A 25,660-nucleotide genomic window follows, 5' to 3' on the forward strand; every position below is an offset into this window, starting at 1 on the left:
CAGGGCGAAACGCCATTATGGCGCCGCGTTTGGCCCGCATGAGAAACGCATGAAGGAGACCAACATGATCCGATCCGAGAACGGCCGCGCGACCGGAACGCTGACGCGCCGCGGCTTCACCTGCCTGATGGCCTTCACGCTTGCAACCGGCCTTTCGGCGTTTGCGCCCACCGACGCCTCCGCGCAGGCGAGTGGTGCCGCCCAGAAGATCGCCGATCACTTCGCCTCGGTGAAAACGATGATGGGTGAATTCGTGCAGTTCGGCCCGCGTGGCGAGCAGACCGGCGGCAAGTTCTACATCTACCGCCCCGGCAAGATCCGTTTCAACTACGAGGAACCCTCGCCGATGCGCGTCATCGCCGACGGCAAGGCCGTCGTGATCGGCAATCGCAAGCTGAAGACCTGGGACCTCTATCCGCTCTCAAAGACACCGCTCAACCTGCTGCTCGGCGAAAAGATCGACCTTTCCACCAAGATGGTGCGCAGCGTGAAGGAAGAGGCGGACCTGACGACGATCGTGCTCGGTGACCGGAACATGTTCGGCGATTCGACCATCACCATGATGTTCGACCCGAAGACCTACGACCTGCGCCAGTGGACCATTACCGATGCACAGGGCAAGGACACCTCGGTGATGATCTTCAACGTCAAGACTGGCATGAAGCTCGACGACAAGGTTTTCTCCATTCCTTACGACGAAGTGCGCAACAAGGGCGGCTAATTCGAGCCGCAGCCGTTTCCGTTTCGCCCTTCATGCGCTAAGACGCCCCGACCGGCCCGTGAGAACGGGCCGGATGTTTTTGAGGGCGATGGCATGGCACTTTCGATTGCGACTTGGAACATCAACTCGGTGCGGCTGCGCATGCCGCTCGTCGAACATTTCCTGAAGACCTTTTCGCCGGACATCCTGTGCCTGCAGGAAACCAAGTGCCCGAACGACCAGTTCCCTTCAAAGCCGCTGAAGGCGCTTGGCTACGAGCATATCGTCATGCATGGCCAGAAGGGCTATCACGGCGTCGCCACCGTCTCCCGCCTGCCGCTGACCGAACTTGTCGAGCGGCGGGATTACTGCGGCGTCGGCGATGCGCGCCATGTCTCGGTGCTCTTCCACCACAAGGGAAAGTCGATCCGCCTGCACAATTTCTATGTGCCGGCCGGCGGCGACGAGCCGGATCGCACGATCAATCCGAAATTTGGCCACAAGCTCGATTTCATCGAGGAGATGAAGCTGCTGCACGCCGAAGCCGAGGCTGGCATTTCCTCGGTCCTCGTCGGCGACCTCAACATCGCCCCGCTGGAACATGACGTCTGGTCGCACAAGCAGCTCCTCAAGATCGTCAGCCACACGCCGATCGAAACGGAGGGCCTGGTCGACGTCATGACGAAGGGGGCCTGGGTCGACCTCATGCGCAGCAAGATACCGGCCCATGAGAAGCTCTATACGTGGTGGAGCTACCGCTCGGCCGACTGGGTCGCCGCCAACAAGGGCCGCCGCCTCGACCACATCTGGTCTTCCGCCGACCTCGAGCCGCACCTCAGCAACATCGCGGTGGTTCGCGAGGCCCGCGGCTGGGAGCGGCCGTCCGACCATGTGCCTGTCATTGCCGAATTTGATTTCTGAGGGGACGTGCCCCGCGCGTGGAGTTGGTTGGGGAAACCGGTGCCGCAATTCCCTTCGCCCCGCTTGCGGGGAGAAGGTGGCGGCAGGCCGGATGAGGGCCTTGCCTCACGCAAACCGCCCGGCAAGCCCCCGCATCGAGCTGATCATTGCCGCGAGGTTTTCGCGGATGCGGGCATCGACGAGCACGGCGACGTCGGGATACTCTTCCAGCATGCGCCGGAAGAGCGGGCGGTTGATGCGGATGACCTCGCTGTCCTCCGTCGCCACGGCCGTGTATTTACGCTCGACGGCGGAAATCATCGCAAGTTCGGAAAGCAGGGTGCCGGCACCGGCCGTGCCTTCGTCCCGCGTTGCCCCGTCGCGTAGCGTCGAGGTCAGCCGGAACGCGCCATAGGCGACGACGAAGCCGCAATCCGCCGATGTGCCCTCGCGAAACAGCGTCTGCCCCTCCACCAGCCGCCGGCGCTCGGCGCCGAAGGCCATCAGCCGGAGCTTGTCGTCGGCAAGGCCGGCGAAGAGCGGCACGCGGGAAAGAAGGGCGATGTCGTCGCTGAGACCCACGGCGGGCGCTCCTCAAAAGCGATTCCAGGAAAGGTGCGAAGCGGTTTTCCGCCCGGAACTGCGTGAAATTCTAAGGTACGATCTTGTAACCGCCGTTCTCTGTCACGAGAATCTCCGCATTGGAAGGGTCCCGTTCGATCTTCTGGCGCAGGCGATAGACATGGGTCTCCAGCGTGTGGGTTGTGACGCCGGAATTATAGCCCCAGACCTCTTCGAGCAGCACGTCGCGCGTTACCACCTTCTGGTCGGCACGGTACAGGTAGCGGATGATCGCCGCCTCTTTCTCGGTCAGGCGGATCTTCTGGCCGTTTTCCAGCGTCAGCAGCTTCTGGCCGGGCTTGAACGTGTAGGGGCCGACCGTGAAGGTGGCGTCTTCGCTGCTCTCGTGCTGGCGCAGCTGGGCGCGGATGCGCGCGAGAAGAACGGCGAAGCGGAAGGGCTTCGTCACATAGTCGTTCGCGCCGGCTTCAAGGCCGAGAATCGTGTCCGAATCGGTGTCATGGCCGGTCAGCATGATGATCGGCGCCTTGAAGCCGCCCTTGCGCAGCAGTTTCACGGCTTCGCGGCCGTCCATATCAGGCAGGCCGACGTCCATGATCAGGAGATCGATCTGGTTGGCGCGGGCAGTCTGGATGCCCTTGCCGGCGGTGGTTTCCTCGAGCGTCGAGAATTCCTCGTAGAGCGAAAGCTGCTCGACGAGCGTCTCGCGAAGATCGTTGTCGTCATCGACAAGTAGGATTGTGCGGGATGTCATGCTTTACCTCTCGGCATTCCTCTGGAAAGTAAGGGAATTGGGACTTTTGGCAAGCCCGCCCATGGCTTAGCCAGTCAGGTTACCACAAGGCGCGAATATGGCGGAGTGACATGAGCCGGATCACATTTCCTGAACATTGCGTGAAGACGATCCTGGTGCGCCCGGCACCGGGCAGGAAAACACGCGCCATCGTCCAGGTCGGCCCCCTGCGTCTGCCCGCCGCCATCGGCCGTTCCGGCGTTACCGCCCGCAAGCGGGAGGGGGACGGTGCGACGCCGATCGCCGCCATGCCGCTTCTCTCCGGCTTTGTGCGCGGCGACCGCCTGTCCCGGCCGCAAAGCCGGCTGGCGCTCCGGCGTATCCGGCCCGATATGCTCTGGTGCGACGCGCCGGAGCACCCGTCCTACAACCGCCTCGTGCGCGGACCCTTCAAGCCGAGCCACGAGGAGATGCAGCGCAAGGACGAGCTCTACGACATCTGCCTGGTGCTCGACTGGAACGTGACTGCGCGCCGACGAAATGCCGGCTCGGCGATCTTCTTCCATCTCATCCGCCCCGGTTATGAACCGACGGCCGGCTGCATCGCCCTTGCGCAGCGGGACATGCTGCGCATCATGCCCTATCTGCGGCGTGGCACGGTCGTGCGCGTGCTTTGAGGATTTTGTCGGCGACGGGCTGAAATGCTGCGATGCGGAGCCTATATCAGCCTCGACCGTCGCCGGGCTTCAAGGCGCCACGGGAAACCCGCCCGGGTTCAAGCACGCCATTTTTTCACGGAGAGATTCTGATGAGCGATCAACCGACAATCCTGTTTCACGACGGCAACAGCATTCCCCAGGTCGGCCTTGGCGTCTGGCAGACCCCGAACGACACGGCCGGAACCGCGGTCAAGGCCGCGCTCGATGCCGGCTATCGGCATATCGATACGGCCGCCATCTATGAAAACGAGGAGGGTGTCGGCGAAGGCCTCCGTACCTCCGGGGTCGCCCGTTCGGAGATATTCCTGACGACGAAACTCTGGAACTCCGAGCAGGGTTACGATGCGACGCTAAAGGCCTTCGACGCGAGCCTGAAGCGGCTCGGCACCGATTATGTCGACCTCTATCTCATCCACTGGCCGGCGCCGAAGCGCGACCAGTATGTCGATAGCTGGAAAGCCTTCATCCAGCTCCAGAAGGAAGGTCGCGCCCGCTCGATCGGCGTGTCCAATTTCTATCCGGAGCACCTGCAGCGGCTGATCGACGAGACCGGTATCACCCCGGTCATCAACCAGATCGAGCTGCATCCGGATTTCCCCCAGAAGGACGCGCGGGCCTATCATGAGAAGCACCGGATCGTCACCCAGTCCTGGAGCCCGCTCGGTCAGGGCACGCTCCTGGAAAACCCTGTCGTAGCCAGGGTTGCGGCAAAACATGGTCGCACGCCGGCACAGGTCATCATCCGCTGGCATATCGACAACGGGCTGGTGGTGATCCCGAAATCCGTGACGCCCTCGCGCATCGTGGAGAACTTCAAGGTGTTCGATTTCAGGCTCGACGACGAGGACATGGCGATCTTGGCGAGCCTTGAAAAGGATGGCAAGCGCATTGGGCCTGATCCGATGACGGCAACGTTCTGATGGAGCTCGGGTGACGCTTGCCATCAATCAGGGAATGACACGGCGGCAGGCGAAACCGTTCAATGGCGCGCCCAACTCTCCCCCGTCACCTCGGACTAGATCCGGGGGCCAGCCGTCGCGCGTCTGCGCGGCGAGCGGATACACCGCTCCGGCGAAAGTGTTTTCCCGCGTAAGGACTTGCGCGCGCTGGATGCCGGCTCAAGGCCGGCATGACGAAGGAGAGGTTGGGATAGGGCGAGAAGCCGCCCCGTGGGCCAGCGTTGGAGGATGTTGCAGGCTTCAGGCTTTCCTTACGGCAAGGTCTTCGGCGTCACGAAGGCGTCAAGCCTTCCCTTTCCAGGCGCAGCATCCGCCCACGCCTCGATATCGAAGGCGATCACGGCAAGGCCTGCCGTTGGATACTTCGTGCCTAGCCGGGCTAGCGCACCCGCCTCGCCCTCAGGTGCCAGCAAAGCCACCAGATCCTCGAAACCTGGATTGTGGCCGATGACCAGCAGCGTCCTGCTTTCTGCCGGCGCTTCATGGATGGCCTTGAGGATGGCCGCAGGATCAGCTTCGTAGATCGCCGTCACCGTGCGGGACGGGCAGGGCTTTGCGAGGGCAGGGGCGACGAGAGCCCAGGTTTCCTGCGTGCGGCGGGCGGAAGAGACCAGCGCGAAATCCGGGTTGAGGCCCGCTGCAGAAATGTGCGCACCCATGCGTGGGGCATCGCGGCGGCCACGGTCGGCGAGGGGGCGGTCTTGGTCCTCGACGCCATCCGGCCAGGCGGATTTGGCGTGGCGCAGGAGGAGAAGGTGTTTCATGGGAATTTCTCCTTCAAACGAAAAGGCCGGGAGCATGCTCCCGGCCTTCTATCATATCGGCAATGACGCCGGATCACGTCCAGTCGCGGATATCGACGAAATGGCCGGCGATCGCGGCAGCAGCGGCCATGGCCGGGGAAACGAGGTGCGTGCGGCCCTTGAAGCCCTGGCGGCCCTCGAAGTTACGGTTCGAGGTCGATGCGCAGCGCTCGCCCGGCTTCAGGCGGTCGTCGTTCATGGCAAGGCACATGGAGCAGCCCGGCTCGCGCCAGTCGAAGCCTGCTTCCTTGAAGATCTTGTCGAGGCCTTCGGCCTCCGCCTGCTCCTTCACGAGGCCGGAGCCCGGAACGATCATGGCGTTGACGGTGGAGGCCACCGTCTTGCCTTCGACAACGGCAGCGACGGCGCGCAGGTCCTCGATGCGGCCATTGGTGCACGAGCCGATGAAGACCCGGTCAATGGCAATGTCGGTGATCTTGGTATCCGGCTTCAGGCCCATATAGTCGAGTGCGCGCCACTTGGAGGCGCGCTTCGTTTCATCTTCGATGGCGTCCGGGTTCGGCACGACGCCCTCGATGGAGACGACGTCTTCCGGCGAGGAACCCCAGGAGACGATCGGCGGCAGGTTGGCGGCATCGAGCACGACCACGCGGTCGAAATGCGCGCCGTCTTCCGTGTAGAGCGTCTTCCAATAGTCGATCGCCATGTCCAGCGCCTGGCCCTTCGGCGCACGCGGCTTGCCCTTGATATATTCGAAGGTCTTTTCGTCCGGTGCGATGAGGCCGGCGCGGGCGCCGCCTTCGATCGTCATGTTGCAGATCGTCATGCGGCCTTCCATCGACAGCGAGCGGATTGCCTCGCCGGCAAACTCGATGACGTGGCCGGTACCGCCGGCCGTGCCGATCTCCCCGATGATGGCGAGGATGATGTCCTTGGCAGTGACGCCCGGCGGCAGCTGGCCGTCAACGCGCACCAGCATGTTCTTCGCCTTCTTCTGGATCAGCGTCTGCGTGGCGAGCACGTGCTCGACTTCCGACGTGCCGATACCATGCGCCAGCGCGCCGAAAGCGCCGTGCGTGGAGGTGTGGCTGTCACCGCAGACGATGGTCATACCCGGCAGGGTAAAGCCCTGCTCGGGGCCGACGATGTGCACGATGCCCTGGCGCACGTCCTTTTCCGAATAATATTCGACGCCGAATTCCGCGGCATTGTTGGCGAGCGCCTCGACCTGGATGCGACTCTCCTCGTTCTTGATGCCCTGGTGGCGATCCGGCGAGGTGGGGACGTTGTGATCGACGACGGCGAGCGTCTTCTCCGGCGCACGCACCTTGCGGCCGGCCATGCGCAGGCCCTCGAAGGCCTGCGGCGACGTCACTTCGTGAACGAGGTGACGGTCGATGTAGAGAAGACAGGTTCCGTCTTCCTGGCGGCTGACGATGTGGTCGTCGAAAATCTTGTCATAGAGGGTACGGGGTGCGCTCATGGCTCTTCATCCGTCTTGGCAGTTTCTGGGCATGTTGAAGGGTGTAGGACGTTGGCGAGCACGCGGCTCGCTGGACCGCAAACGGTCAGGATAGGCGGCTGATGAGCGCCCCGAAGACACGCGCAAAGAAGCGTGCCGGCAGGCGCTTGTGATCCTGCAGCACGACGACATGCTTTTCCGTGCATCCGAACTTGGATTCCATACCTCCGCATATAGCGATTTTTCGAAGGCTCGGCAAGTTGACGCGCGGCGGCGGCCATTTACGCTTCTTCCGAAAATTTCCGGCCGCCCTTCTTGCCGCGATCACGAATTTTTGAGACTCGATAGACGTATCCCGGCGGAGAGCCGGCATGAGGGGACATAGATGAAGATGATTACCTGGCGGGATCGCCTGCGCTACCAGTTCGACAAGAGCATGGCAGCAGGGCCGATCGCGCTTATCGGCTGGCTTGCGGTCATTTCGCTGATCGTCATCGTCATCGCCGGCCTGTTTCTCGCCTTGACCGGAATCACTCCGGAAGGGGGTGAGCCCGTCTCCTTCATCGAGGGTGCCTGGGAATCCCTGATGCGCACCATGGACGCCGGCACGATGGGCGGCGATGCCGGCTGGAGCTTCCGCGGCGTGTCACTCGTCGTCACGGTCGCCGGCATCTTCGTCTTCTCCGCGCTTATCGGTGTTCTCAGCTCGGGTCTTGATGAGAAGCTGGACGAGTTGCGCAAGGGTCGCTCGCACGTGCTCGAAAAGGAGCACACGATCATCTTCAACTGGTCGCCCTCGATCTTCGACGTGATTTCCGAGCTTGTCATTGCCAACCAGAGCCGCCGCAACCCGCGTATCGTCATCATGGCGAGCAAGGACAAGGTGGAGATGGAGGACGAGATCGCCGACAAGATCGCCGATCTCGGCAACACCCGCATCATCTGCCGCAGCGGCGATCCGACGGACCTCTATGACGTCAACATCGTCAACCCGCAGGCCTCGCGTTCGATCATCGTGCTGTCGCCGGAAAGCGACTATGCGGATTCGGAGGTCATCAAGACGGTGCTGGCGCTGGTCAACGATCCGGACCGGCGCAAGGAGCCCTACCAGATCGCTGCGGAAATCCGCGACGCCAAGAATGCGGAAGTCGCGCGCATCGTCGGCGGTTCGGAACTGCAGCTCGTGCTGGCCGACGAGCTGATCTCGCGCATTGTCGTCAGCTCCAGCCGGCAGGCGGGCCTTTCCGCCGTCTATACGGAACTGCTCGACTTCGACGGGTCTGAGATCTATGCGGTCGAGCAACCGGCGATCGTCGGCAAGTCCTTCGGCAATGCGGTCATGTCCTACGACACCTCGACGCTGATCGGCATCTGCGACACAGACGGCGTGGTGCATCTCAACCCGCCGACAAGCCGACCGATCGCCGCCGGCGAGCGGGCGATCCTCATTGCCGAGGACGATGCGATGATCAAGCTGCGCAGCGGGGATTTCGAGGTCGACCGGGAGATCGTACGCCCGCCCGTCCATCACCAGCCCACCTCGGAACGCACGCTGCTGCTCGGCTGGAACCGGCGAGGGCCGATCATCACGCAGGAGCTGTCGCGGTATGTCGCGCCGGGATCCGAGCTGATGATCGCGGCCAATACACCGGGCCTGGAGAGCGTGGTCGCGGGGCTGTCCTATCTGACGGAGAACCTTGCGGTACGCTGCGCGGTCATCGATACGACCAACCGTGCGGCACTCGATGCGCTCGACGTGCCCTCTTATGATCATGTGCTGGTGCTCGGCTACAGCGACGACATGGCAGCCCAGCCGGCCGATACCACGACGCTCGTCACCCTGCTGCAGCTTCGCAAGATCGCCGATGCGGCCAATCAGCATATCGGCATCGTCAGCGAGATGATCGATGTGCGCAACCGCAACCTCGCGGCCGTGACGCGCGCCGACGACTTCGTCGTCAGCAACAAGCTGGTCAGCCTCATGCTGGCGCAGGCTTCGGAGAACGAGCTGATGGCGCAGATCTTCGACGAGCTGCTCGACGAGGACGGGTCCGAAATCTACATGCGTCCCGTGACCGATTACATCGCCATCGATCGGCCGGTGAATTTCTACACCGTGACGCTGGCTGCGCTTATCCGCGGCGAAGTCGCCCTCGGTTACAGCCGCGCGGGCGTGTCTGGCCACGACCCGCGCAACATGGGCGGGGTCGTGGTCAATCCGGCGAAATCGGACAAGGTAACGTTCGGTGCCAATGACCGCCTGATCATCCTTGCCCGCTGACGCGTTCTAGGTCCGCCGCAAGCGCCTTTCCAGCGCCCTCAGGGCCAGGGAAAGGCCGATGGTCAGGATAAGATAGACATAGGCGACGATGGAGTAGGTCTCGAAGAAGCGGAAGGAGCCTGACGCGTAGACCTTGCCCATCTGGGTGATGTCGGCGACGCCGAGTACGGAGACGAGCGACGAATCCTTCACCATCGCCACGAAGTCATTGCCGAGCGGTGGCAGGATGACGCGCACGGCCTGCGGAAAGACGACCAGCCGGAAGCGCTGGAAGCGCGACAGGCCAAGCGCCTTCGCCGCCTCGATCTGCCCCTTGTCGACCGACTGGATGCCTGCGCGAAAAACCTCGGCGATGAAGGCTGAATAGCCGATCATCAGCGCGATGATCGCCCGCCACATCAGCGAAAGGTCACGCACCTGCATCGGCTCCATGGTGCCGGCGGCAATAAGCGGCCCGATCGCGAAGTTGATCACGGCCACCAGTGCCGGCGCGCCGACAAAGGCGATGTAGAAGAGCAGGACGAGCACCGGAACGCCACGGATCACCTCCGTGTAGAAGCGGGCGATCTGGCGCAGTGCCTTGCTTTCGGAGAGCGCCATGAGGGCGATGCCGAGGCCGAGCATCGTGGCGAGCAGGAAGGCGACGAGGGTCACGAAGATCGTCACCCACAGCCCTTTCAGCACGACACTGAAGACCTGCGCATAGAGATCGTTTGCGATGATGATGCCGGCAAGAGCAAGCGCGATGACGCCGAGGGCGACCAGCCACCAGGGATAGTCGCCCTTCGCCGTGTCAGAGGAAACGGGAGCCATGGCAGCCCGCTACTGACCCATCTTGTAGTCGAGGAACCACTTCTTGTTGAGATTGTCGAGCGTGCCGTCCGCCTTCAGCGCCGCGATCGCCGCGTTGACCGGGGCGACGAGGTCGGATCCCTTCGGGAAGATGAAGCCGAAATCCTCGGTGCCGAGCGGCCCGCCGACCACTTTCAGCTTGCCGCCCGAGGCATCGACATAGCCCTTGGCAGCCACGCTGTCGGTGAGCACGAGATCGACGTCGCCGGCCTGCAGCGCCTGGACGGTTGCGCCGAAGGTCTCGAACAGCTTGATGCGCGGGTTCTGCTCGTTGCCGTCGAGGATTTCATAGACGGCGGTGTAGAAGGGCGAGGTGCCGGGCTGAGCGGCGATCAGACCGTCGGTCAGCGCCGCGAAGGATTTTGCATCGTTGAAGCGTTCTTCGTCGCCACGTACCAGCATGAACTGCTGCGAGCGCATATAGGGGTCGGAGAAATCGACCTTCTCCTTGCGGTCTTCCTTGATGGTGATGCCGGTCATGCCGATGTTGTACTGGTTGTCGGAGACCGCCTGGATCATCGTGTCCCAGCTGGCGTTCTGGTATTCGACCTTGAAGTTCAGCCGCTTTGCGATCTCGTCCATCGCGTCATATTCCCAGCCGATCTGCTTTCCGGTCTTGGGATCGATGAACTGTATCGGCGGATAGGCGTTTTCCGTGACGACGACGACGGTCTTGCCGGCGAGGTCGGGCAGGTCCGCGGCGAAGGTGGCGGCGGGCATGAGGGCGGCGGCGGCAAGGCCTGCGAGAACGGCGCGGCGGGAAAACATCAAAACATGCTCCTGAAATTGTGGCGGCGGAACACTCTCACAGGTTCAGGCTGGGAGGCAAGCACGGCGCTTGCGTGCAAAGGCTTTTCCTTGAAACAAAAAAGCCGCCGGCCAGGCCGACGGCTCTTTCGAATGGACGTGCTGCCGGATTATTCGGCGGCGGCTTCCGCAGCCTTTGCGGCTTCGGCAGCTTCTGCTGCGGCCTTTTCAGCGGCGAGCGCCTGGGCGGCTGCTACCTTCTCGGCTTCGAGACGGGCCTTTTCCTCGGCAACAGCCTGGCGCTCGGCGTCGTTCAGCTTGCGGGCGCGCGTACCGGTGTTCTCGACGATACGAGCCGACTTGCCGCGACGATCGCGCAGGTAGTAGAGCTTGGCGCGGCGGACCTTACCGCGGCGGACGATTTCGACGCTTTCGACGAGCGGCGAGTAAACCGGGAATACGCGCTCGACGCCTTCGCCGTAGGAAATCTTGCGGACGGTGAAGCTCTCGTTGATGCCGCCGCCGGAACGGGCGATGCAGACGCCTTCATAGGCCTGTACGCGGGTACGCGTGCCTTCCGTGACGCGGACGTTGACGCGCACGGTGTCGCCCGGGGAGAATTCCGGGAGGGTGCGCTTGGCTTCGATCTTCGCGGCCTGTTCGGCTTCGAGCTGCTGGATAATGTTCATCGGTCTAACCTTCGTGGTTCTTCTGAAACAGCCAGAGCGCTCGACGGTCACCTTGAGAGGTCATGCCTCATTCGGTTAGTCCGTTGCCGGACGGAGCGGATTCGCCATTCTTTGATTGCAGGTCGGCGGGAGGTAATCCCAAATCCGTGCGGGCCAATACACCAATCGAACCGGCTTGTCATCCCCGATGCAAAAGAATCCGCACGGGAGAGGCGGTTTTTCGGGCCTTGCCGGGCCAGCGGCACCACGTTATCACGCTTTGCGGAGGAGGCCGCGCTTCTTTGCGGCTGCGGGTGGAAAGATCATGACGCTTGCCGATGCCGTTTTGCTGTTCGTTGCCGGATTCCTGTCCGGCGTGGTCAATGCGATCGCCGGTGGCGGCACCTTCCTCACCTTTGGTGCGATGACACTGGCCGGCCTGCCACCGATCGTTGCCAATGCCACGTCCTCGATCACCCAGTTCCCCGGCTACGTCACCTCCTCGCTTGCCTATGCCAAGGAGATCAGGGCCGACTGGCGCGAGGCTGCGCTGCTCGGGGCGCTCTCGCTTGTCGGCGGGCTTGCCGGGGCGCTGCTGCTGTTGTCGCTCTCCAACCCGTCCTTCCGGGCGCTGGTGCCATGGCTGTTGTTGGCGGCGACCGCCATCTTCGCCGCCGGACCCTATCTGAAGCCCAAGACGCTGAGCCCGGAAAAGCCGATCACGCCGTTCGGCCTTGTCGGCCAGTTCGTCACCTCTATCTATGGCGGCTTCTTCGGCGCCGGCATGGGCATCATGACGCTCGCCGTTCTCGGTCTCACCAAGGGCGGTGACTACCATCGCCTGAATGCGCTGAAGAACTTCCTTGCCGTGGTGATTGCCGGCATGGCGATCGTCGTTTTTGCCAGTGGCAATGTGGTCGGCTGGCCGCAAGCGGCGGTCATGGTGCCGGCGGCGGCGCTCGGCGGCTGGTCCGGAGTCTGGGCGGCACGGCGCGTGCCGCAGCCGGTCATCCGCGGCCTGGTCGTCGCGGTCGGTATCGCGTTGACGATCTATTATTTCGTGACGGGCTGAGTGGCGAGAAGATCCGGCCGTCGCTCGCGCGTCAGCGTCTCTGCCTCCTTGCGTCGCCACTTTTCGATCGCCGCATGGTGACCGGAGGTGAGGACACCGGGAATCTCCATGCCTTCCCAGACCTGCGGGCGGGTATAGTGCGGGTGCTCCAGCAACCCGCCTTCGAAGCTCTCTTGCTCGCCCGAGAGCACATTGCCCATGACGCCCGGCAGGATGCGGATGATGGCGTCGAGCAGGATCATCGCCGCCGGCTCGCCGCCGGAGAGGATGTAGTCACCGATCGAGACCTCTTCGAGCTGGCGGCCATCGATGACGCGCTGGTCGACCCCCTCGAAGCGACCGCAGACGATGATTACGCCGTCGCCCGCCGCCAGTTCCCGCACGCGCGCCTGCGTCAGGGGACGGCCGCGAGGGCTCATCAAGAGGCGCGGACGGCTGTCTCCGTCGGAGGCATGGTCGATGGCACGGGCGAGAACGTCGGGCTTCAGCACCATGCCCGCGCCGCCGCCGGCCGGTGTGTCGTCGACGGTGCGGTGGCGGTCGGTGGTGAAATCGCGGATCTGCACGCAGTCGAGCGCCCAGTCGCCGCGGACGAGCGCCTTGCCGGAAAGCGATTGGCCGAGAAAACCCGGGAACATCTCCGGATAGAGCGTCAGGATGGTGGCGCGGAAAGCCACGTCATTCCCCGCCGTCTTCTTGCGGCGGACGGCGGCGCCTGCTGCCTGGACCTTCGCTCTCTTCCTCTTCCAGGCCTGCGGCGACGGCATCGATCAGAAGGCGCCCGCCTTCGACGTCGATCTCCAGCACGGCCGCTTCGGAGAAGGGAATGAGCACGGGCCGTTTGCCCGGCCCCTTGAGCTCGAGAAGATCGCCGGCGCCGAAATCGAAGATGCCGGTCACCTTGCCGTGGCTGCGGCCGGCGGTATCGACGGCTTCCAGCCCTTCAAGGTCGGCGTAGAAGAACTCGTCCTCGTCCAGCTCCTCGTCCGGCAGGTTGTCGCGCTCGATGTAGAGGTCGGTACCGTTCAGTGCCTCGGCGGCGTTGCGGTCGTTGATGCCGCGAAAACGCACCACGACGACGTTCTTCGCCTCGCGCACTTCAAGCACCTCGAAAGACCGGCCGTCCTCGGTATGCAGATGGCCGTAGTCGCCGATCGCCGTCGGGTCGATCGTGTAGGATTTCACACGGACTTCGCCACGCAGGCCCTGCGCCGCGCCGACGGTGCCCATGAGGACGGGATTTTCCAGTTTCGCCATGGTTTGGTTCCGTGTGGTTTGTGGAGCCTCTTACGATGTTCGTGGCAAGGCTCCAAATGAAAACGGGCGGCGTGAAGCGCCGCCCGTCAGCTTGGTAAAGAACCTCGCCCATCCGCTGACGTCATCCACGCCTCATGTGCGGCGGGTGGATGCCCGGGTCAAGCCCGAGCATGACGGAGGGGAGGCTCGTCGCGAGGGATTATTCGCCAGCGGCGGCAGCAGCGGCGTCTTCTTCCTTCTGCTTCTTTTCGGCAGCGCGCTCGAGCGCCTTCTTGCCCGGCTTTGCCTTTTCCGGGTTGTTGCGGGTGTCGCGCTTCACGACGCCGGCTTCATCGAGGAAGCGGGCAACGCGGTCGGTCGGCTGGGCGCCCTTGGCAAGCCATTCCTTGGCGCGGTCGGCATCGATCTGGACGCGGTTGGCGTCGTCCTTGCCGAGCATCGGGTTCCAGGAACCGAGCTTTTCCAGGAAGCGGCCGTCGCGCGGCGAGCGGGCGTCGGCAACGACGATCTGGTAGTACGGGCGCTTCTTGGAGCCACCGCGGGCGAGACGGATTTTCAGGGACATGTCATTACTCCTTGGATGTGACGTGGCCGCTTTTTTCAAGCGGTGTTCTGGTTGACGCCGCTGTGTTCAGCGGCAATGGCTTCATGGTGCCGGATCACCTCGCGGATGATGAAGTTCAGGAACTTCTCCGCGAAATCCGGATCCAGATTGGCATCCTTCGCCAGGCGGCGGAGGCGTTCGATCTGGTATTCCTCGCGCGCCGGATCGGCCGGCGGCAGTTCATGCGTCGCCTTCAGGACGCCCACCGCCTGGGTGCAGCGGAAGCGTTCGGCGAGCATATGCACAAGGGCCGCGTCGATATTGTCGATCGACTGCCGGTATTCCCCCAATTGCTTCTTGACCTCTTGGTCGATCGTCATCGGCAATTCCCTCACTTCTTCTTGGGCAGGCCGGGAAGACCCGGCAGGCCGCCGAGACCGGGCAGGCGCCCGCCACCGAGGCCCGGAAGGCCACCGCCGCCGCCAAGGCCCGGCAGGCCGCCCGGCTTGATGCCGGCGGCTTCCGCCTGCTTGGCGAGCGCTTCGAGCTGCTTCGGGTCCATGCTGGAGAGATCGGGCATGCCGCCCATGCCGCCAAGGCCCATCTTGCTGGCAAGACCGCCCATCATCTGCTTCATCATGCCGCCCTTCTTGCCGCCCATCATCTTCATCATGTCCGCCATCTGGCGGTGCATCTTCAGAAGCTTGTTGATGTCGGCCGCATCCGTGCCGGAGCCGGCGGCGATGCGTTTCTTGCGGGAATGCTTCAGCATGTCGGGGTTGGCGCGCTCGGCCTTGGTCATCGAATTGATGATGGCGATCTGGCGGCCGAACAGCTTGTCGTCGAGGCCGGCGGCGGACATCTTGTCCTTCATGCCGGCCATGCCGGGCATCAGGCCCATGATGCCGCCCATGCCGCCCATCTTCTGCATCTGGCGCAGCTGGTCGGCGAGGTCGTTCAGGTCGAACTTGCCCTTGGCCATCTTGGCGGCCATGGCGGCCGCCTTCTCGGCGTCGATATTTTCCGCCGCCTTCTCGACGAGCGAGACGATGTCACCCATGCCGAGGATGCGGTCGGCAACGCGGCGGGGATGGAATTCTTCCAGCTCGCCCATCTTCTCGCCGACGCCGATCAGCTTGATCGGCTTGCCGGTGACGGCGCGCATGGAAAGGGCCGCACCGCCGCGGCCGTCGCCGTCCATGCGGGTGAGCACGAGGCCGGTAATGCCGACGCGGTCGTCGAAATTGCGGGCGAGGTTGACGGCGTCCTGGCCGGTCAGCGCGTCGGCGACGAGCAGGATCTCGTGCGGATTGGACTTCCGCTTGATCTCCGCCATCTCGATCATCAGCGGCTCGTCGATATGGGTGCGGCCGGCGGTATCGAGGATGACGACGTCATGGCCGCCGAGCTTTGCGGCCTGCACGGCGCGCGCGGCGATATCGGTCGGCGACTGGCCTTGAATGATCGGCAGCGTATCGATGCCGGTCTGGACGCCGAGCTGGCGAAGCTGCTCCTGCGCGGCCGGACGGCGCGTGTCGAGCGAGGCCATCAGGACCTTCTTCTTGTCGCGCGTCTTCAGCCGGTTGGCGATCTTGCCAGAGGTGGTCGTTTTACCGGAGCCCTGCAGGCCGACCATCATGATGACGACCGGAGCGGCGGCATTGAGGTCGATCGACACGCCCTCGGAGCCGAGCATCGAGATCAGCTCGTCATGCACGAGTTTGACGACCATCTGGCCGGGCTTGATCGACTTCAGGATTTCCGCGCCGACGGCCTTTTCGCGCACTGCATCGGTGAAGGAACGCACCACTTCCAGCGCCACGTCCGCTTCGAGCAGCGCACGGCGGACCTCGCGCAGCGCCGCCGAGACATCCGCCTCGGAAAGCGCGCCACGGCCTGTCAATCCATTCAGAATGGAGCCAAGGCGGTCCTGGAGTGTTTCAAACATCACGTCTTCCTTGTTGTTTCCGCGTCAGGCGGAAACGTCGGTGCAATCGGCGACAAAAACAAGACGCAAAGCCAAAAAGCACCCGAGGGCGCATCGCGCTGTCGGGTGTTGACCTCCGGGATCTGTTTATACCGCAATGGGTCCCGGTCGGCGGCTTCAAGCATTGTCACTTGTCGCTGATGGCGCGGCTTAAACAGCAAAGAGGCTGGAAAGTCAAGGACGGCGGGTAAATCCGGCGGTTCGTAACATTTTCGCGAAGCCATGCCGTCGCGTTGCAGCATGGCCTGGCGCACCTTATCTTTTGTCAATGAACCGTCGTACGTTTCTCAAATGGTCGAGCCTTGGCGCGCTGGCGACGCTGGCGGGCGGTGCCTTTGCGAGCCGCACCTTTGCGGCCAATCGTTATTACGAGGGGCCGGCCAGCGATCATTTCAACGGTGCGCATTTCTTCAATCCGGATGGCGAGGAGCCGAACAACTTCTTCGAGCTGATGCGCTGGCAGTTCGGGGGCGGGCGAGCGGCCTGGCCGGCCAATTGGCCGAGCCCCTTTCCAGCCGCCGTGCCGGAGGCGCGCGTTGCCGGTGATCGCCTCGTCGTGACGCTGGTTGGCCATGCGGCGGTGCTCATCCAGACGGCGGGCCTCAACATCCTCACCGATCCCGTCTGGAGCGACCGCGCCAGCCCCTTCACCTTCGCCGGTCCCAAACGCGTCAATCCGCCGGGTATCCGCCTTGCCGATCTGCCGAAGATCGACCTCGTGCTAGTCACGCACAATCACTACGACCATCTCGACCTTGCGACATTGAAAGTGCTCGCGGAGCGGGACCAGTGCCGTATCGTCACGCCGCTCGGCAATGACCGGATCATCGCGCCAACGGTCGACAAGGCGCTGATCACGACGATGGATTGGGGTGGCGTGTTGGCAGTGGCCGAGGGCGTGACGCTTCACTGCGAGCCCTGCCATCACTGGTCGGCGCGCGGGCTCGGCGACCGGCGTATGGCGCTCTGGTCCGCCTTCCTCGTGGAGACGCCGGGCGGCAAAATCTACCACATCGGCGATACGGGCTTTCACAAGGGCATCAACTATCGGAAGATCCGCGAGAAACACGGTGCAATCCGGCTCGCCAACCTGCCGTTCGGCGCTTATGAGCCGCGCTGGTTCATGCGTCCGCAGCATCAGAACCCGGACGAGGCGGTTCAGGGCATGGCCGCCTCCGGTGCGGCCTATGTCGCGGGCCATCATTGGGGTACCTTCCGGCTGACGAACGAGGCGATCGACGAGCCGCTTGCCGCGCTGGCGGCGGCACTCGATGCGGCCGGCATTGCCCGCGAACGGTTTCGTGCGCTCCGGCCGGGTGAGGTGTTCGAGGTTCCCGCGGCCGCGGTCTGAGCGAGGCACTGGAAATCCGCGGGCTTTTCGGCCATATACGCGCGCAATGGGCGTGTTCGGCCCAAACGGGCAGAGTGTGATGACAAAGACGGTCGATTTCGCGAAGATGAACGGGCTGGGAAACCTGATCCTAGTCGTGGACATGCGCGGCCGCGGCGATGTCGTGACGCCGCAGGCGGCGATCGCCCTCAATGCTGATCCCGCCACCCGCTTCGACCAGATCATGGCGATCCACGACCCGAAGGTCGACGGCACCGATGCCTTCATCGACATCATCAATTGCGACGGCTCCAAGGCGCAGGCCTGTGGCAACGGCACGCGCTGCGTCGTGCAGGCACTGGCCGCCGAGATGGGCAAGAAGGTTTTCACCTTCCAGACCGTCGCCGGCATTCTTAACGCTGTCGAACATGAAGACGGCACGATCTCGGTCGACATGGGCAAGCCGGTCTTCGAATGGGACCGCATCCCGCTTGCCGAAGAATTCTTCGATACGAGCCGCATCGAATTGCAGATCGGGCCGATCGACGCGCCGGTGCTGCACTCGCCCGCGGCGATGTCGATGGGCAATCCCCATGCCGTCTTCTGGGTCGATCGCGATCCGATGAGCTTCGATCTCGACCGCTTCGGCCCGCTGCTCGAAAACCACCCTATGTTCCCCGAAAAGGCGAATATCACGCTGGCGCAGGTCACATCCCCCGAGGCAATGACCACGCGCACCTGGGAACGCGGTGCGGGGCTGACGCTCGCCTGCGGCTCGGCCGCCTGTGCGGCCGGCGTTTCCGGCGCACGCACGGGCCGCACGGGCCGCAAGGTGGCAATCACCGTCGCGAGCAGCCCGAACCGCGGCGTGCTGACCATCGAATGGCGCGACGACGATCACGTCATCATGACCGGGCCGGCTGAGTGGGAATGGTCGGGCACGCTTGATCCCTCGACCGGCGCCTTCCGCCGGGATGATGCCGAGGCGGCCGCCCTTTGAGCGGCGTTACGGTCATAACCTTCGGCTGTCGGCTCAACACCTACGAATCGGAAGTGATGCGTGCCGAGGCCGAGAAGGCGGGGCTCAACAATGCCGTGCTGGTGAACACCTGCGCCGTGACGGGTGAAGCCGTGCGCCAGGCTCGCCAGGCGATCCGCCGCGCGCGGCGCGACAATCCGCATGCCCGCATCATCGTCACCGGCTGCGCCGCGCAGACGGAGAAGCATACCTTTGCCGAGATGCCGGAAGTCGATGCCGTGCTCGGCAACGAGGAGAAGCTGAAAAGCACAGCCTACCGCGCGCTGCCGGATTTCGGCGTCTCGGCGGAAGAGAAGCTGCGCGTCAACGACATCATGAGCGTGCGAGAGACCGCGCCGCAGATGGTGAAGCTGATCGACGGTCATGTGCGCGCCTTCGTGCAGGTACAGAACGGCTGCGACCATCGCTGCACCTTCTGCATCATCCCCTATGGCCGCGGCAATTCCCGATCGGTGCCGATGGGCGCCGTCGTCGATCAGGCGCGAAAACTCACCGAAAGCGGTTATTGCGAGATCGTGCTGACGGGCGTCGACGCCACCAGCTACGGCGCGGACCTGCCGGGTAAGCCGAGCCTCGGCTACCTTGCGAAAACGCTTTTGAAGCAGGTGCCGGACATCCGCCGTCTGCGCCTGTCCTCGATCGACAGCATAGAGGCGGACGATCATCTCTGGGACCTGATCGCGGACGAGCCGCGCTTCATGCCGCACCTGCATCTGTCACTCCAGCACGGCGACGACCTGATCCTGAAACGCATGAAGCGCCGCCATTCCAGCGCCGATGCGCGCGCCTTCTGCGGGCGCGTGCGGGAGCTTCGCCCGGAGGCCAGCTTCGGCGCTGACATGATCGCCGGCTTTCCGACCGAAACCGAGGACATGTTCGCCAATGCGGCGCGGCTTGCCGAAGACTGCGGCATCGCGCATCTGCATGTCTTTCCCTACAGCCCGCGCCCCGGCACGCCGGCCGCGCGCATGCCGCAGCTTGACCGCGCGCTCGTCAAAGAGCGCGCCGGCCGCCTGCGCGAGACTGGAAAACGGCTCCACGAGGCCCATCTCGTGTCCATGATCGGGAAGCGGGAAATGATCCTTGTCGAGAACAACGGCCTTGCCCATACGGAAAACTTCACGCTCGTCGATGCTGCAGGCCTTGAGGCCCGCGATCTTGTGCCGGTCACGATCACCGGCCACAATGGAAAACACCTGACGATGCGGCCCGAAACCGCCCTCTCGCATAACTAGCGGACATCCTTCATGGCCCTCGGCTTCATCAAGAAGATATTCACGTTCGGAAAAGACACCGCCCCTGAGCAGAAGCCGGAGGTGGAGGCGCCTGCTGTCGCCAGGGTCGAGGACGCCACGCCGGAGCCGGTTGCAGAAATCCTGGAACCTGTGGCGGTTGAAGAACGGGATGCGCTGCTCGATGAGGCGGAGGCCGCCAATCCTGAAGCGGCGCACCATGTGCCCGACGAAACCGAACCCGATATCTATCCGCTGCCGCACGCCCCGGAATTGCCCGTTGCGGAGGATCCGGTCGCGCCGGCCGAAATCGAGACTGCCGGTGGCCCGGCGGATGACGTGCCTGCTGCCGAGATAGTGGAGGAGGTCGCCGAGGAAGAGCCTGCTGCTCCTGCCGAGGAGATTGTCGAGGCCGAGCCTGTAGCGACGGAAGAGGCGGCCGAGCCGGAAAACGAGATCGTACCGGTGGAGGAGACCATACCCACCGAGGTGGAGGATCGGGTCCTTGAGGAGGCGATGCGCAGCGAGCCGAGAGCCGAGGCGCCCGTCCTGCCGAAGGGTTTTGCGACGGTGGCGCGCGAGCTGGCGGTGGAGGCTTCGGTGCCGCAAGTCAAGCGCACCTGGTTCCAGCGCCTGCGAGACGGGCTTGCCCGCACCTCCTCGCAGCTCACCGGGCAGATCACCAGCCTCTTCACCAAGCGCAAGCTCGACGACGACACGCTGCAGGATCTCGAAGACCTGCTGATCCAGGCCGATCTCGGCGTGGAGACGGCGCTGCGCATCACCGATACGCTTGCTTCCGAACGCTATGGCAAGGATGTCACCGGTTCGGATGTTTCGCGCATCATGGCGAGTGAGATCACCAAGGTTCTGGGACCCGTCGCAAAACCGCTGGCGCTCGATCTCAACCACAAGCCGCATGTCATCCTCGTCGTCGGCGTCAACGGCACCGGCAAGACGACGACGATCGGCAAGCTGGCGGCCAAGCTTTCGGGCGCAGGCCTGAAGGTGATGATGGCGGCGGGCGACACATTCCGCGCGGCTGCCATCGAGCAGTTGAAGATCTGGGCGGAGCGCACCGGGTCCGACATCGTCTCCTCGAAACTCGGTGCGGATGCTGCGGGGCTGGCCTATGAGGCCTATGAGCAGGCGAAGCTGAAGAAGAGTGACGTCCTGATCATCGACACGGCTGGTCGCTTGCAGAACAAGACGGAACTGATGGCGGAGCTGGAAAAGATCGTGCGCGTGCTCGGCAAGCTCGATCCGGACGCGCCACACACCGTTCTCCAGACGCTCGACGCAACCACCGGGCAGAACGCCATGAACCAGGTGGAGATTTTCCGCAACGTTGCGGGCGTCACGGGCCTGATCATGACAAAATTGGACGGTACGGCCCGCGGCGGCATTCTTGTGGCCATTGCCGCCAAGCACAAGCTGCCGGTCTATTTCATCGGCGTCGGGGAGGGGATCGACGATCTCGAACCCTTCGAGGCCAAGGATTTCGCGGAAGCGATCGCAGGAGTTGAGGCATGAGCAAGGCAACGCTGGACGCCCCCGCCAAGGCGGAGGAGAAGATCAGCCCGCTTCTCAAGATGGTGCTGGAGCTTGGGCCACTTGCCGTGTTCTTCTTCGCCAATTCGCGCGGCGAATGGCTTGCGGAAAAATTCCCGGTGCTGGCCGAAATGGGCGGGCCGATCTTCATCGCTACGGGCCTCTTCATGGCCGCGACGGCGATCGCCCTCGTCGTCTCCTGGATCCTGACGCGCACCCTGCCGATGATGCCGCTGATCTCGGGCGTCGTCGTCTTCGTTTTCGGCGCGTTGACGCTGTGGCTGCAGAACGACACCTTCATCAAGATGAAGCCCACGATCGTCAATTCGCTGTTCGGTGCGATCCTGCTCGGCGGCCTTCTCTTCGGCAAGTCGCTGCTCGGCTACGTCTTCCACGCCGCCTTCAAGCTCACCGACGAGGGCTGGCGCAAGCTGACGCTGCGCTGGGGCCTGTTCTTCGTCTTTCTCGCGGTGCTCAATGAAGTGGTCTGGCGCTCGTTCTCGACGGATTTCTGGGTCGCCTTCAAGGTCTGGGGTACCATGCCCATCACCATTCTCTTCACGCTCTCGCAGATGCCGCTGATCATGCGTCACTCGATCGAACAGCCGGAAGAAGGCAAGGCGCCGTAAAAAGCGTCATCGTCCCGTCACCGAAACTTTGGCGAAACGTCATCGTCCCGTTACCGGACTGACACGCTCAGGACTCATGGTCTGCCCGTCGATTCGCGGGCTTGGCCGGAGGTGGCATGGCGATTGTTCCCGAGACGCTGACGCGGCGCTCGTTTCTTCTCACCGCAGGGGCCGGGGCGCTTGCAACCTCCTCGGCGCTCGCCGTTCCCTACTACAAGCGACGCCACGGCAGTCCGGTCTTTTCCCATGGCGTGCAGTCGGGTGATGTCGATTGTTCCTCCGGCATGGTCTGGGCGCGGGTCGATCGTCCTGCGGAACTGACGCTGGAATGTTCTACCACCGAAAGCTTCCTCGATGCAACGCGCCTGCCGGTCCAGAAGGCGTTCGGCGCTTCGGATCATACGGTCAAGACGATGCTGCAGGGCCTCCTGCCGGACCAGGATATTTTCTATCGCTTCACCGCCAGCGATCCCTATTCCAGCCACCTTGTCTCAGAGCCGATCGTCGGCCGCTTCCGCACGGCGCCGATGCGCAAGCGCTCGGTGCGCTTCGTCTGGTCGGGCGACACCGCCGGGCAGGGCTGGGGCATCGACGATGTCGGCATGAAGACCTATTCGACCATGCTGCGCCACGAGCCGGACTTTTTCATCCATTCCGGCGACACCGTTTATGCGGATGGTCCGATCCCGGATGAAATCCCGCTGCGGGATGGCGGGGTCTGGAAGAACCGCATCGTCACGGACGAGAAGCGCAACGTGGCGCGCACGCTGGAAGAGTTTCGTGGGCAGTGGAAATACAATCTGCTCGACGAGCACCTTCTGTCCTTCAACACGCAATGCCCGACCTTCTTCCAGTGGGACGACCACGAGGTCTTGAACAACTGGTCGGAATCGAGCGACCTTTCGGATGACCGGCGCTATCCGGAAAAGGAGATCGGCGTCTACGAACAGCGTGCCCGGCGCGCCTTCCACGAGATGACGCCGATCCGGTATTTCCCGACCGAGCCCGGCCGCATCTTCCGCAAAGTCGCTTACGGGCCGCTGCTCGACGTCTTCTTCGTCGATCTCCGGTCCTATCGCAGCCCGAACCGGGGCGGCACCGAGAACGGCCTTTTCGGCTGGCGGCAGGCGGATTGGCTGCGGCGGGAGCTCGCGGCCTCTGAGGCCGTCTGGAAGGTGATCGCCTGCGATATGCCGCTTGGCCTCGTCATCTGGGACGATTTTTCGAACAGTCTCGGCTATGAAGGCGTGGCGGACGGGCTCAACGGCCCGCCTGCGGCGCGCGAACGGGAGATCGCGGATCTGCTCTCCTTCATGCGCGACAACGCCATCCACAACGTTGTCTGGCTGACCGCGGACGTGCATTACACGGCTGCACACCACTACGATCCGTCGCGGGCAAAGTTTCAAGAATTCAATCCGTTCTGGGAATTCGTCTCCGGGCCGCTGCATTCCGGCACCTACGGACCGAAACCGCTCGACATGACCTTCGGACCGGAGGTGCGGTTCATCAAGTCTTCCAAGGGCGGCATCGACAGCAACCTGCCGCCCTCGGCCGGCCTGCAGTTCTTCGGCCTGGTTGACATAAACGGGGCGAGCGAGGAGATGACGGTGCGCCTGATGGACCGGGAAGATCGCGAGCTTTGGAACATTACCCTGCCGCCGGTGCGCCCGTCGTGAGGCCGAGCTCCGCGCGGCGCGGGCAACAGAGTTGCAGCCCGCCCCTTTCGCATTTGCGGAAAAGCATGTAAGAGCCCGGCCATTGAAGACGGCGCCCCCCATACCGCGCGCCCCGAACCTCAGAGATTAAACCATGTCCATCCGCAATATCGCGATCATCGCGCACGTCGACCATGGCAAGACCACACTCGTCGACGAGCTCCTGAAACAGTCCGGTTCGTTCCGTGAAAACCAGCGCGTCGCCGAGCGCGTGATGGACTCCAACGACATCGAAAAAGAACGCGGCATCACCATCCTCGCCAAGGCAACTTCGGTGGAATGGAAGGGAACGCGTATCAACATCGTCGACACGCCCGGCCACGCCGATTTCGGCGGCGAAGTGGAGCGCATCCTCTCGATGGTGGATGGCGCGATCGTTCTCGTCGATTCGTCGGAAGGCCCGATGCCGCAAACCAAGTTCGTGGTCGGCAAGGCGCTGAAGGTCGGTCTGAAGCCGATCGTCGCGATCAACAAGATCGACCGTCCGGACGGCCGCCACGAGGAAGTGCTGAACGAGGTGTTCGACCTGTTCGCCAACCTCGACGCCACCGACGAGCAGCTCGACTTCCCGATCCTCTACGGTTCGGGCCGCAACGGCTGGATGAACGTCAATCCGGAAGGCCCGCAGGACGAAGGCATGGCGCCGCTGCTCGACCTCGTGCTCAAGCACGTTCCCGAGCCCACCGTTGCCGAAGGCCCGTTCCGCATGATCGGCACGATCCTCGAAGCCAATCCCTTCCTCGGCCGTATCATCACCGGCCGCATCCATTCCGGCTCGATCAAGCCGAACCAGGCCGTCAAGGTTCTGGGCCAGGACGGCAAGCTCATCGAAAACGGCCGTATCTCGAAGATCCTCGCCTTCCGCGGCATCGAGCGTACGGCTATCGACGAAGCCCATGCGGGTGACATCGTCGCCATTGCCGGCCTCACCAAGGGCACGGTCGCCGACACGTTCTGCGACCCCTCGGTTTCCGAGGCGATGAAGGCCCAGCCGATCGACCCGCCGACCGTCACCATGTCCTTCATCGTCAACGATTCGCCGCTCGCCGGCACCGAAGGCGACAAGGTCACGAGCCGCGTCATCCGTGACCGCCTCTTCAAGGAAGCCGAAGGCAACGTCGCGCTGAAGATCGAAGAGTCGGGCGACAAGGATTCGTTCTTCGTTTCCGGCCGCGGCGAATTGCAGCTTGCCGTTCTCATCGAAACCATGCGCCGCGAAGGGTTCGAGCTTGCCGTCTCGCGTCCGCGCGTCGTCATGCACAAGGACGAGACGACCGGCCAGATGCTGGAGCCGATCGAGGAAGTCGTCATCGACGTCGATGAAGAGCATTCCGGCGTCGTCGTGCAGAAGATGTCGGAGCGCAAGGCCGAGATGGTCGAGCTGCGCCCCTCCGGCGGCAACCGCGTGCGTCTCGTGTTCTTCGCCCCGACCCGCGGTCTCATCGGCTACCAGTCGGAGCTTCTGACGGACACGCGCGGCACGGCGATCATGAACCGCCTGTTCCATGACTACCAGCCTTACAAGGGCGAGATCGGTGGCCGCGTCAACGGCGTGCTGCTCTCCAACGAAGCCGGTGAAGCCGTCGCCTACGCGCTGTTCAACCTGGAAGACCGCGGCCCGATGGTCATCGACGCGGGCGAGAAGGTCTATATGGGCATGATCGTCGGCATCCACACGCGTGACAACGATCTCGAAGTGAACGTGCTGAAGGGCAAGAAGCTCACCAACATCCGCGCCGCCGGCAAGGATGAAGCCGTGCGCCTGACGCCGCCGATCAAGATGACGCTGGAGCGCGCGCTTTCCTGGATCCAGGACGACGAACTCGTGGAAGTGACGCCGAAGTCGATCCGCCTGCGCAAGCTCCACCTCGACGCGAACGACCGCAAGCGATTCGAAAAGCAGCGTTCGGCCGGCGCGGCCTGACCGGCTTTTT

At 63.5% G+C, this 25,660-nt stretch carries 26 protein-coding genes; 13 read left to right on the top strand and 13 right to left on the bottom strand.

Annotation, left to right across the window (positions count from 1 at the left end):
- Positions 1–64 precede the first annotated feature (64 nt).
- Together P9A16_RS22320 and P9A16_RS22325 are read left to right on the top strand one after the other, a co-directional pair.
- Positions 65–721, top strand: a complete 657-nt coding sequence (locus P9A16_RS22320; protein WP_024271120.1) for an outer membrane lipoprotein carrier protein LolA — start codon at positions 65–67, stop codon at positions 719–721.
- Between the two features lie 93 nt (positions 722–814).
- Positions 815–1,621: an exodeoxyribonuclease III gene (locus P9A16_RS22325; RefSeq protein ID WP_023516947.1), complete on the top strand. Its 807-nt coding sequence runs from the start codon at positions 815–817 to the stop codon at positions 1,619–1,621.
- A 105-nt stretch (positions 1,622–1,726) separates the two neighbouring features.
- Here P9A16_RS22325 and P9A16_RS22330 read toward each other — a convergent pair whose 3' ends face one another.
- Together P9A16_RS22330 and P9A16_RS22335 are read right to left on the bottom strand one after the other, a co-directional pair.
- A complete protein-coding gene (locus tag P9A16_RS22330; RefSeq protein WP_023516946.1) occupies positions 1,727–2,182 on the bottom strand; it encodes a cyclic nucleotide-binding domain-containing protein in 456 nt (151 codons plus the stop codon).
- A gap of 70 nt (positions 2,183–2,252) precedes the next feature.
- Positions 2,253–2,936, bottom strand: a complete 684-nt coding sequence (locus tag P9A16_RS22335) for a response regulator transcription factor (protein ID WP_024271121.1) — start codon at positions 2,934–2,936, stop codon at positions 2,253–2,255.
- Between the two features lie 110 nt (positions 2,937–3,046).
- Between P9A16_RS22335 and P9A16_RS22340 the strand changes: the two genes are divergently transcribed.
- Both P9A16_RS22340 and P9A16_RS22345 read left to right on the top strand, forming a co-directional pair.
- Entirely contained in the window at positions 3,047–3,592 is a 546-nt protein-coding gene (locus P9A16_RS22340) for a L,D-transpeptidase family protein (RefSeq protein ID WP_023514082.1), read from the top strand.
- A gap of 131 nt (positions 3,593–3,723) precedes the next feature.
- Positions 3,724–4,554 (top strand): aldo/keto reductase, encoded by an 831-nt coding sequence (locus P9A16_RS22345; protein WP_023514083.1) that lies wholly within the window; start codon positions 3,724–3,726, stop codon positions 4,552–4,554.
- A gap of 290 nt (positions 4,555–4,844) precedes the next feature.
- Here P9A16_RS22345 and P9A16_RS22350 read toward each other — a convergent pair whose 3' ends face one another.
- Both P9A16_RS22350 and leuC read right to left on the bottom strand, forming a co-directional pair.
- Entirely contained in the window at positions 4,845–5,357 is a 513-nt protein-coding gene (locus P9A16_RS22350) for a SixA phosphatase family protein (RefSeq protein WP_023514084.1), read from the bottom strand.
- Positions 5,358–5,430: 73 nt separating this feature from the next.
- Positions 5,431–6,840 (bottom strand): 3-isopropylmalate dehydratase large subunit, encoded by a 1,410-nt coding sequence (gene leuC, locus P9A16_RS22355; protein WP_023512169.1) that lies wholly within the window; start codon positions 6,838–6,840, stop codon positions 5,431–5,433.
- 364 nt (positions 6,841–7,204) lie between these two features.
- On the opposite strand from leuC, the gene P9A16_RS22360 reads away from it, so the two are divergent.
- The gene (locus P9A16_RS22360) at positions 7,205–9,100 is read left to right on the top strand and encodes a CASTOR/POLLUX-related putative ion channel (protein WP_023512168.1); all 1,896 of its coding nucleotides are present in this window, start codon (positions 7,205–7,207) and stop codon (positions 9,098–9,100) included.
- A gap of 6 nt (positions 9,101–9,106) precedes the next feature.
- Here the strand turns inward: P9A16_RS22360 and P9A16_RS22365 are convergent, their stop codons facing one another.
- From P9A16_RS22365 to rplS, 3 genes are all read right to left on the bottom strand, one after another.
- Positions 9,107–9,913: an amino acid ABC transporter permease gene (locus P9A16_RS22365; protein ID WP_023512167.1), complete on the bottom strand. Its 807-nt coding sequence runs from the start codon at positions 9,911–9,913 to the stop codon at positions 9,107–9,109.
- 9 nt (positions 9,914–9,922) lie between these two features.
- Positions 9,923–10,720: a transporter substrate-binding domain-containing protein gene (locus P9A16_RS22370; RefSeq protein ID WP_023512166.1), complete on the bottom strand. Its 798-nt coding sequence runs from the start codon at positions 10,718–10,720 to the stop codon at positions 9,923–9,925.
- A 149-nt stretch (positions 10,721–10,869) separates the two neighbouring features.
- Complete coding sequence (rplS, locus tag P9A16_RS22375; RefSeq protein WP_023512165.1) at positions 10,870–11,388, bottom strand: 50S ribosomal protein L19; 519 nt, start codon at positions 11,386–11,388, stop codon at positions 10,870–10,872.
- A gap of 304 nt (positions 11,389–11,692) precedes the next feature.
- Between rplS and P9A16_RS22380 the strand changes: the two genes are divergently transcribed.
- A complete protein-coding gene (locus P9A16_RS22380; protein WP_023512164.1) occupies positions 11,693–12,439 on the top strand; it encodes a sulfite exporter TauE/SafE family protein in 747 nt (248 codons plus the stop codon).
- Here P9A16_RS22380 and trmD read toward each other — a convergent pair.
- The 6 genes from trmD to P9A16_RS22410 form a co-directional block, all read right to left on the bottom strand.
- The gene (gene trmD / locus P9A16_RS22385; protein ID WP_278025940.1) at positions 12,421–13,116 is read right to left on the bottom strand and encodes a tRNA (guanosine(37)-N1)-methyltransferase TrmD; all 696 of its coding nucleotides are present in this window, start codon (positions 13,114–13,116) and stop codon (positions 12,421–12,423) included. The two genes, P9A16_RS22380 and trmD, sit on opposite strands and share 19 nt — an antisense overlap.
- Position 13,117: 1 nt before the next feature.
- Positions 13,118–13,696, bottom strand: a complete 579-nt coding sequence (gene rimM, locus P9A16_RS22390) for a ribosome maturation factor RimM (protein ID WP_023512162.1) — start codon at positions 13,694–13,696, stop codon at positions 13,118–13,120.
- 199 nt (positions 13,697–13,895) lie between these two features.
- Positions 13,896–14,261 (bottom strand): 30S ribosomal protein S16, encoded by a 366-nt coding sequence (gene rpsP, locus P9A16_RS22395; protein WP_023512161.1) that lies wholly within the window; start codon positions 14,259–14,261, stop codon positions 13,896–13,898.
- Positions 14,262–14,296: 35 nt separating this feature from the next.
- The gene (locus P9A16_RS22400) at positions 14,297–14,620 is read right to left on the bottom strand and encodes a chorismate mutase (protein WP_023512160.1); all 324 of its coding nucleotides are present in this window, start codon (positions 14,618–14,620) and stop codon (positions 14,297–14,299) included.
- 11 nt (positions 14,621–14,631) lie between these two features.
- Entirely contained in the window at positions 14,632–16,188 is a 1,557-nt protein-coding gene (gene ffh / locus P9A16_RS22405; protein WP_023512159.1) for a signal recognition particle protein, read from the bottom strand.
- On the bottom strand, positions 16,188–16,496 hold the full coding sequence (locus P9A16_RS22410; RefSeq protein WP_051758751.1) for a hypothetical protein: 309 nt from the start codon (positions 16,494–16,496) through the stop codon (positions 16,188–16,190). The genes ffh and P9A16_RS22410 overlap by 1 nt, the downstream gene beginning before the upstream one ends.
- Here P9A16_RS22410 and P9A16_RS22415 point away from each other — a divergent pair.
- From P9A16_RS22415 to typA, 7 genes are all read left to right on the top strand, one after another.
- Positions 16,496–17,578 (top strand): MBL fold metallo-hydrolase, encoded by a 1,083-nt coding sequence (locus P9A16_RS22415; protein ID WP_023512158.1) that lies wholly within the window; start codon positions 16,496–16,498, stop codon positions 17,576–17,578. The genes P9A16_RS22410 and P9A16_RS22415 overlap by 1 nt on opposite strands.
- A 79-nt stretch (positions 17,579–17,657) precedes the next feature.
- Positions 17,658–18,557 carry a diaminopimelate epimerase gene (gene dapF, locus P9A16_RS22420; RefSeq protein ID WP_037408553.1) on the top strand — a complete coding sequence of 300 codons (900 nt, stop codon included), beginning with the start codon at positions 17,658–17,660 and terminating at the stop codon, positions 18,555–18,557.
- Complete coding sequence (gene mtaB / locus P9A16_RS22425; RefSeq protein ID WP_023512156.1) at positions 18,554–19,831, top strand: tRNA (N(6)-L-threonylcarbamoyladenosine(37)-C(2))-methylthiotransferase MtaB; 1,278 nt, start codon at positions 18,554–18,556, stop codon at positions 19,829–19,831. Before dapF ends, mtaB begins: the two co-directional genes overlap by 4 nt.
- 12 nt (positions 19,832–19,843) lie before the next feature.
- A complete protein-coding gene (ftsY, locus tag P9A16_RS22430; RefSeq protein ID WP_023512155.1) occupies positions 19,844–21,361 on the top strand; it encodes a signal recognition particle-docking protein FtsY in 1,518 nt (505 codons plus the stop codon).
- Positions 21,358–22,008 (top strand): septation protein A, encoded by a 651-nt coding sequence (locus tag P9A16_RS22435; RefSeq protein WP_023512154.1) that lies wholly within the window; start codon positions 21,358–21,360, stop codon positions 22,006–22,008. The genes ftsY and P9A16_RS22435 overlap by 4 nt, the downstream gene beginning before the upstream one ends.
- Positions 22,009–22,124: 116 nt before the next feature.
- Entirely contained in the window at positions 22,125–23,687 is a 1,563-nt protein-coding gene (locus tag P9A16_RS22440) for an alkaline phosphatase D family protein (RefSeq protein WP_023512153.1), read from the top strand.
- Positions 23,688–23,820: 133 nt separating this feature from the next.
- Complete coding sequence (gene typA, locus P9A16_RS22445; protein ID WP_023512152.1) at positions 23,821–25,650, top strand: translational GTPase TypA; 1,830 nt, start codon at positions 23,821–23,823, stop codon at positions 25,648–25,650.
- Positions 25,651–25,660 lie beyond the last annotated feature (10 nt).

It is taken from the genome of Shinella sp. 838, assembly GCF_029623935.1.
Lineage (GTDB): Bacteria > Pseudomonadota > Alphaproteobacteria > Rhizobiales > Rhizobiaceae > Shinella.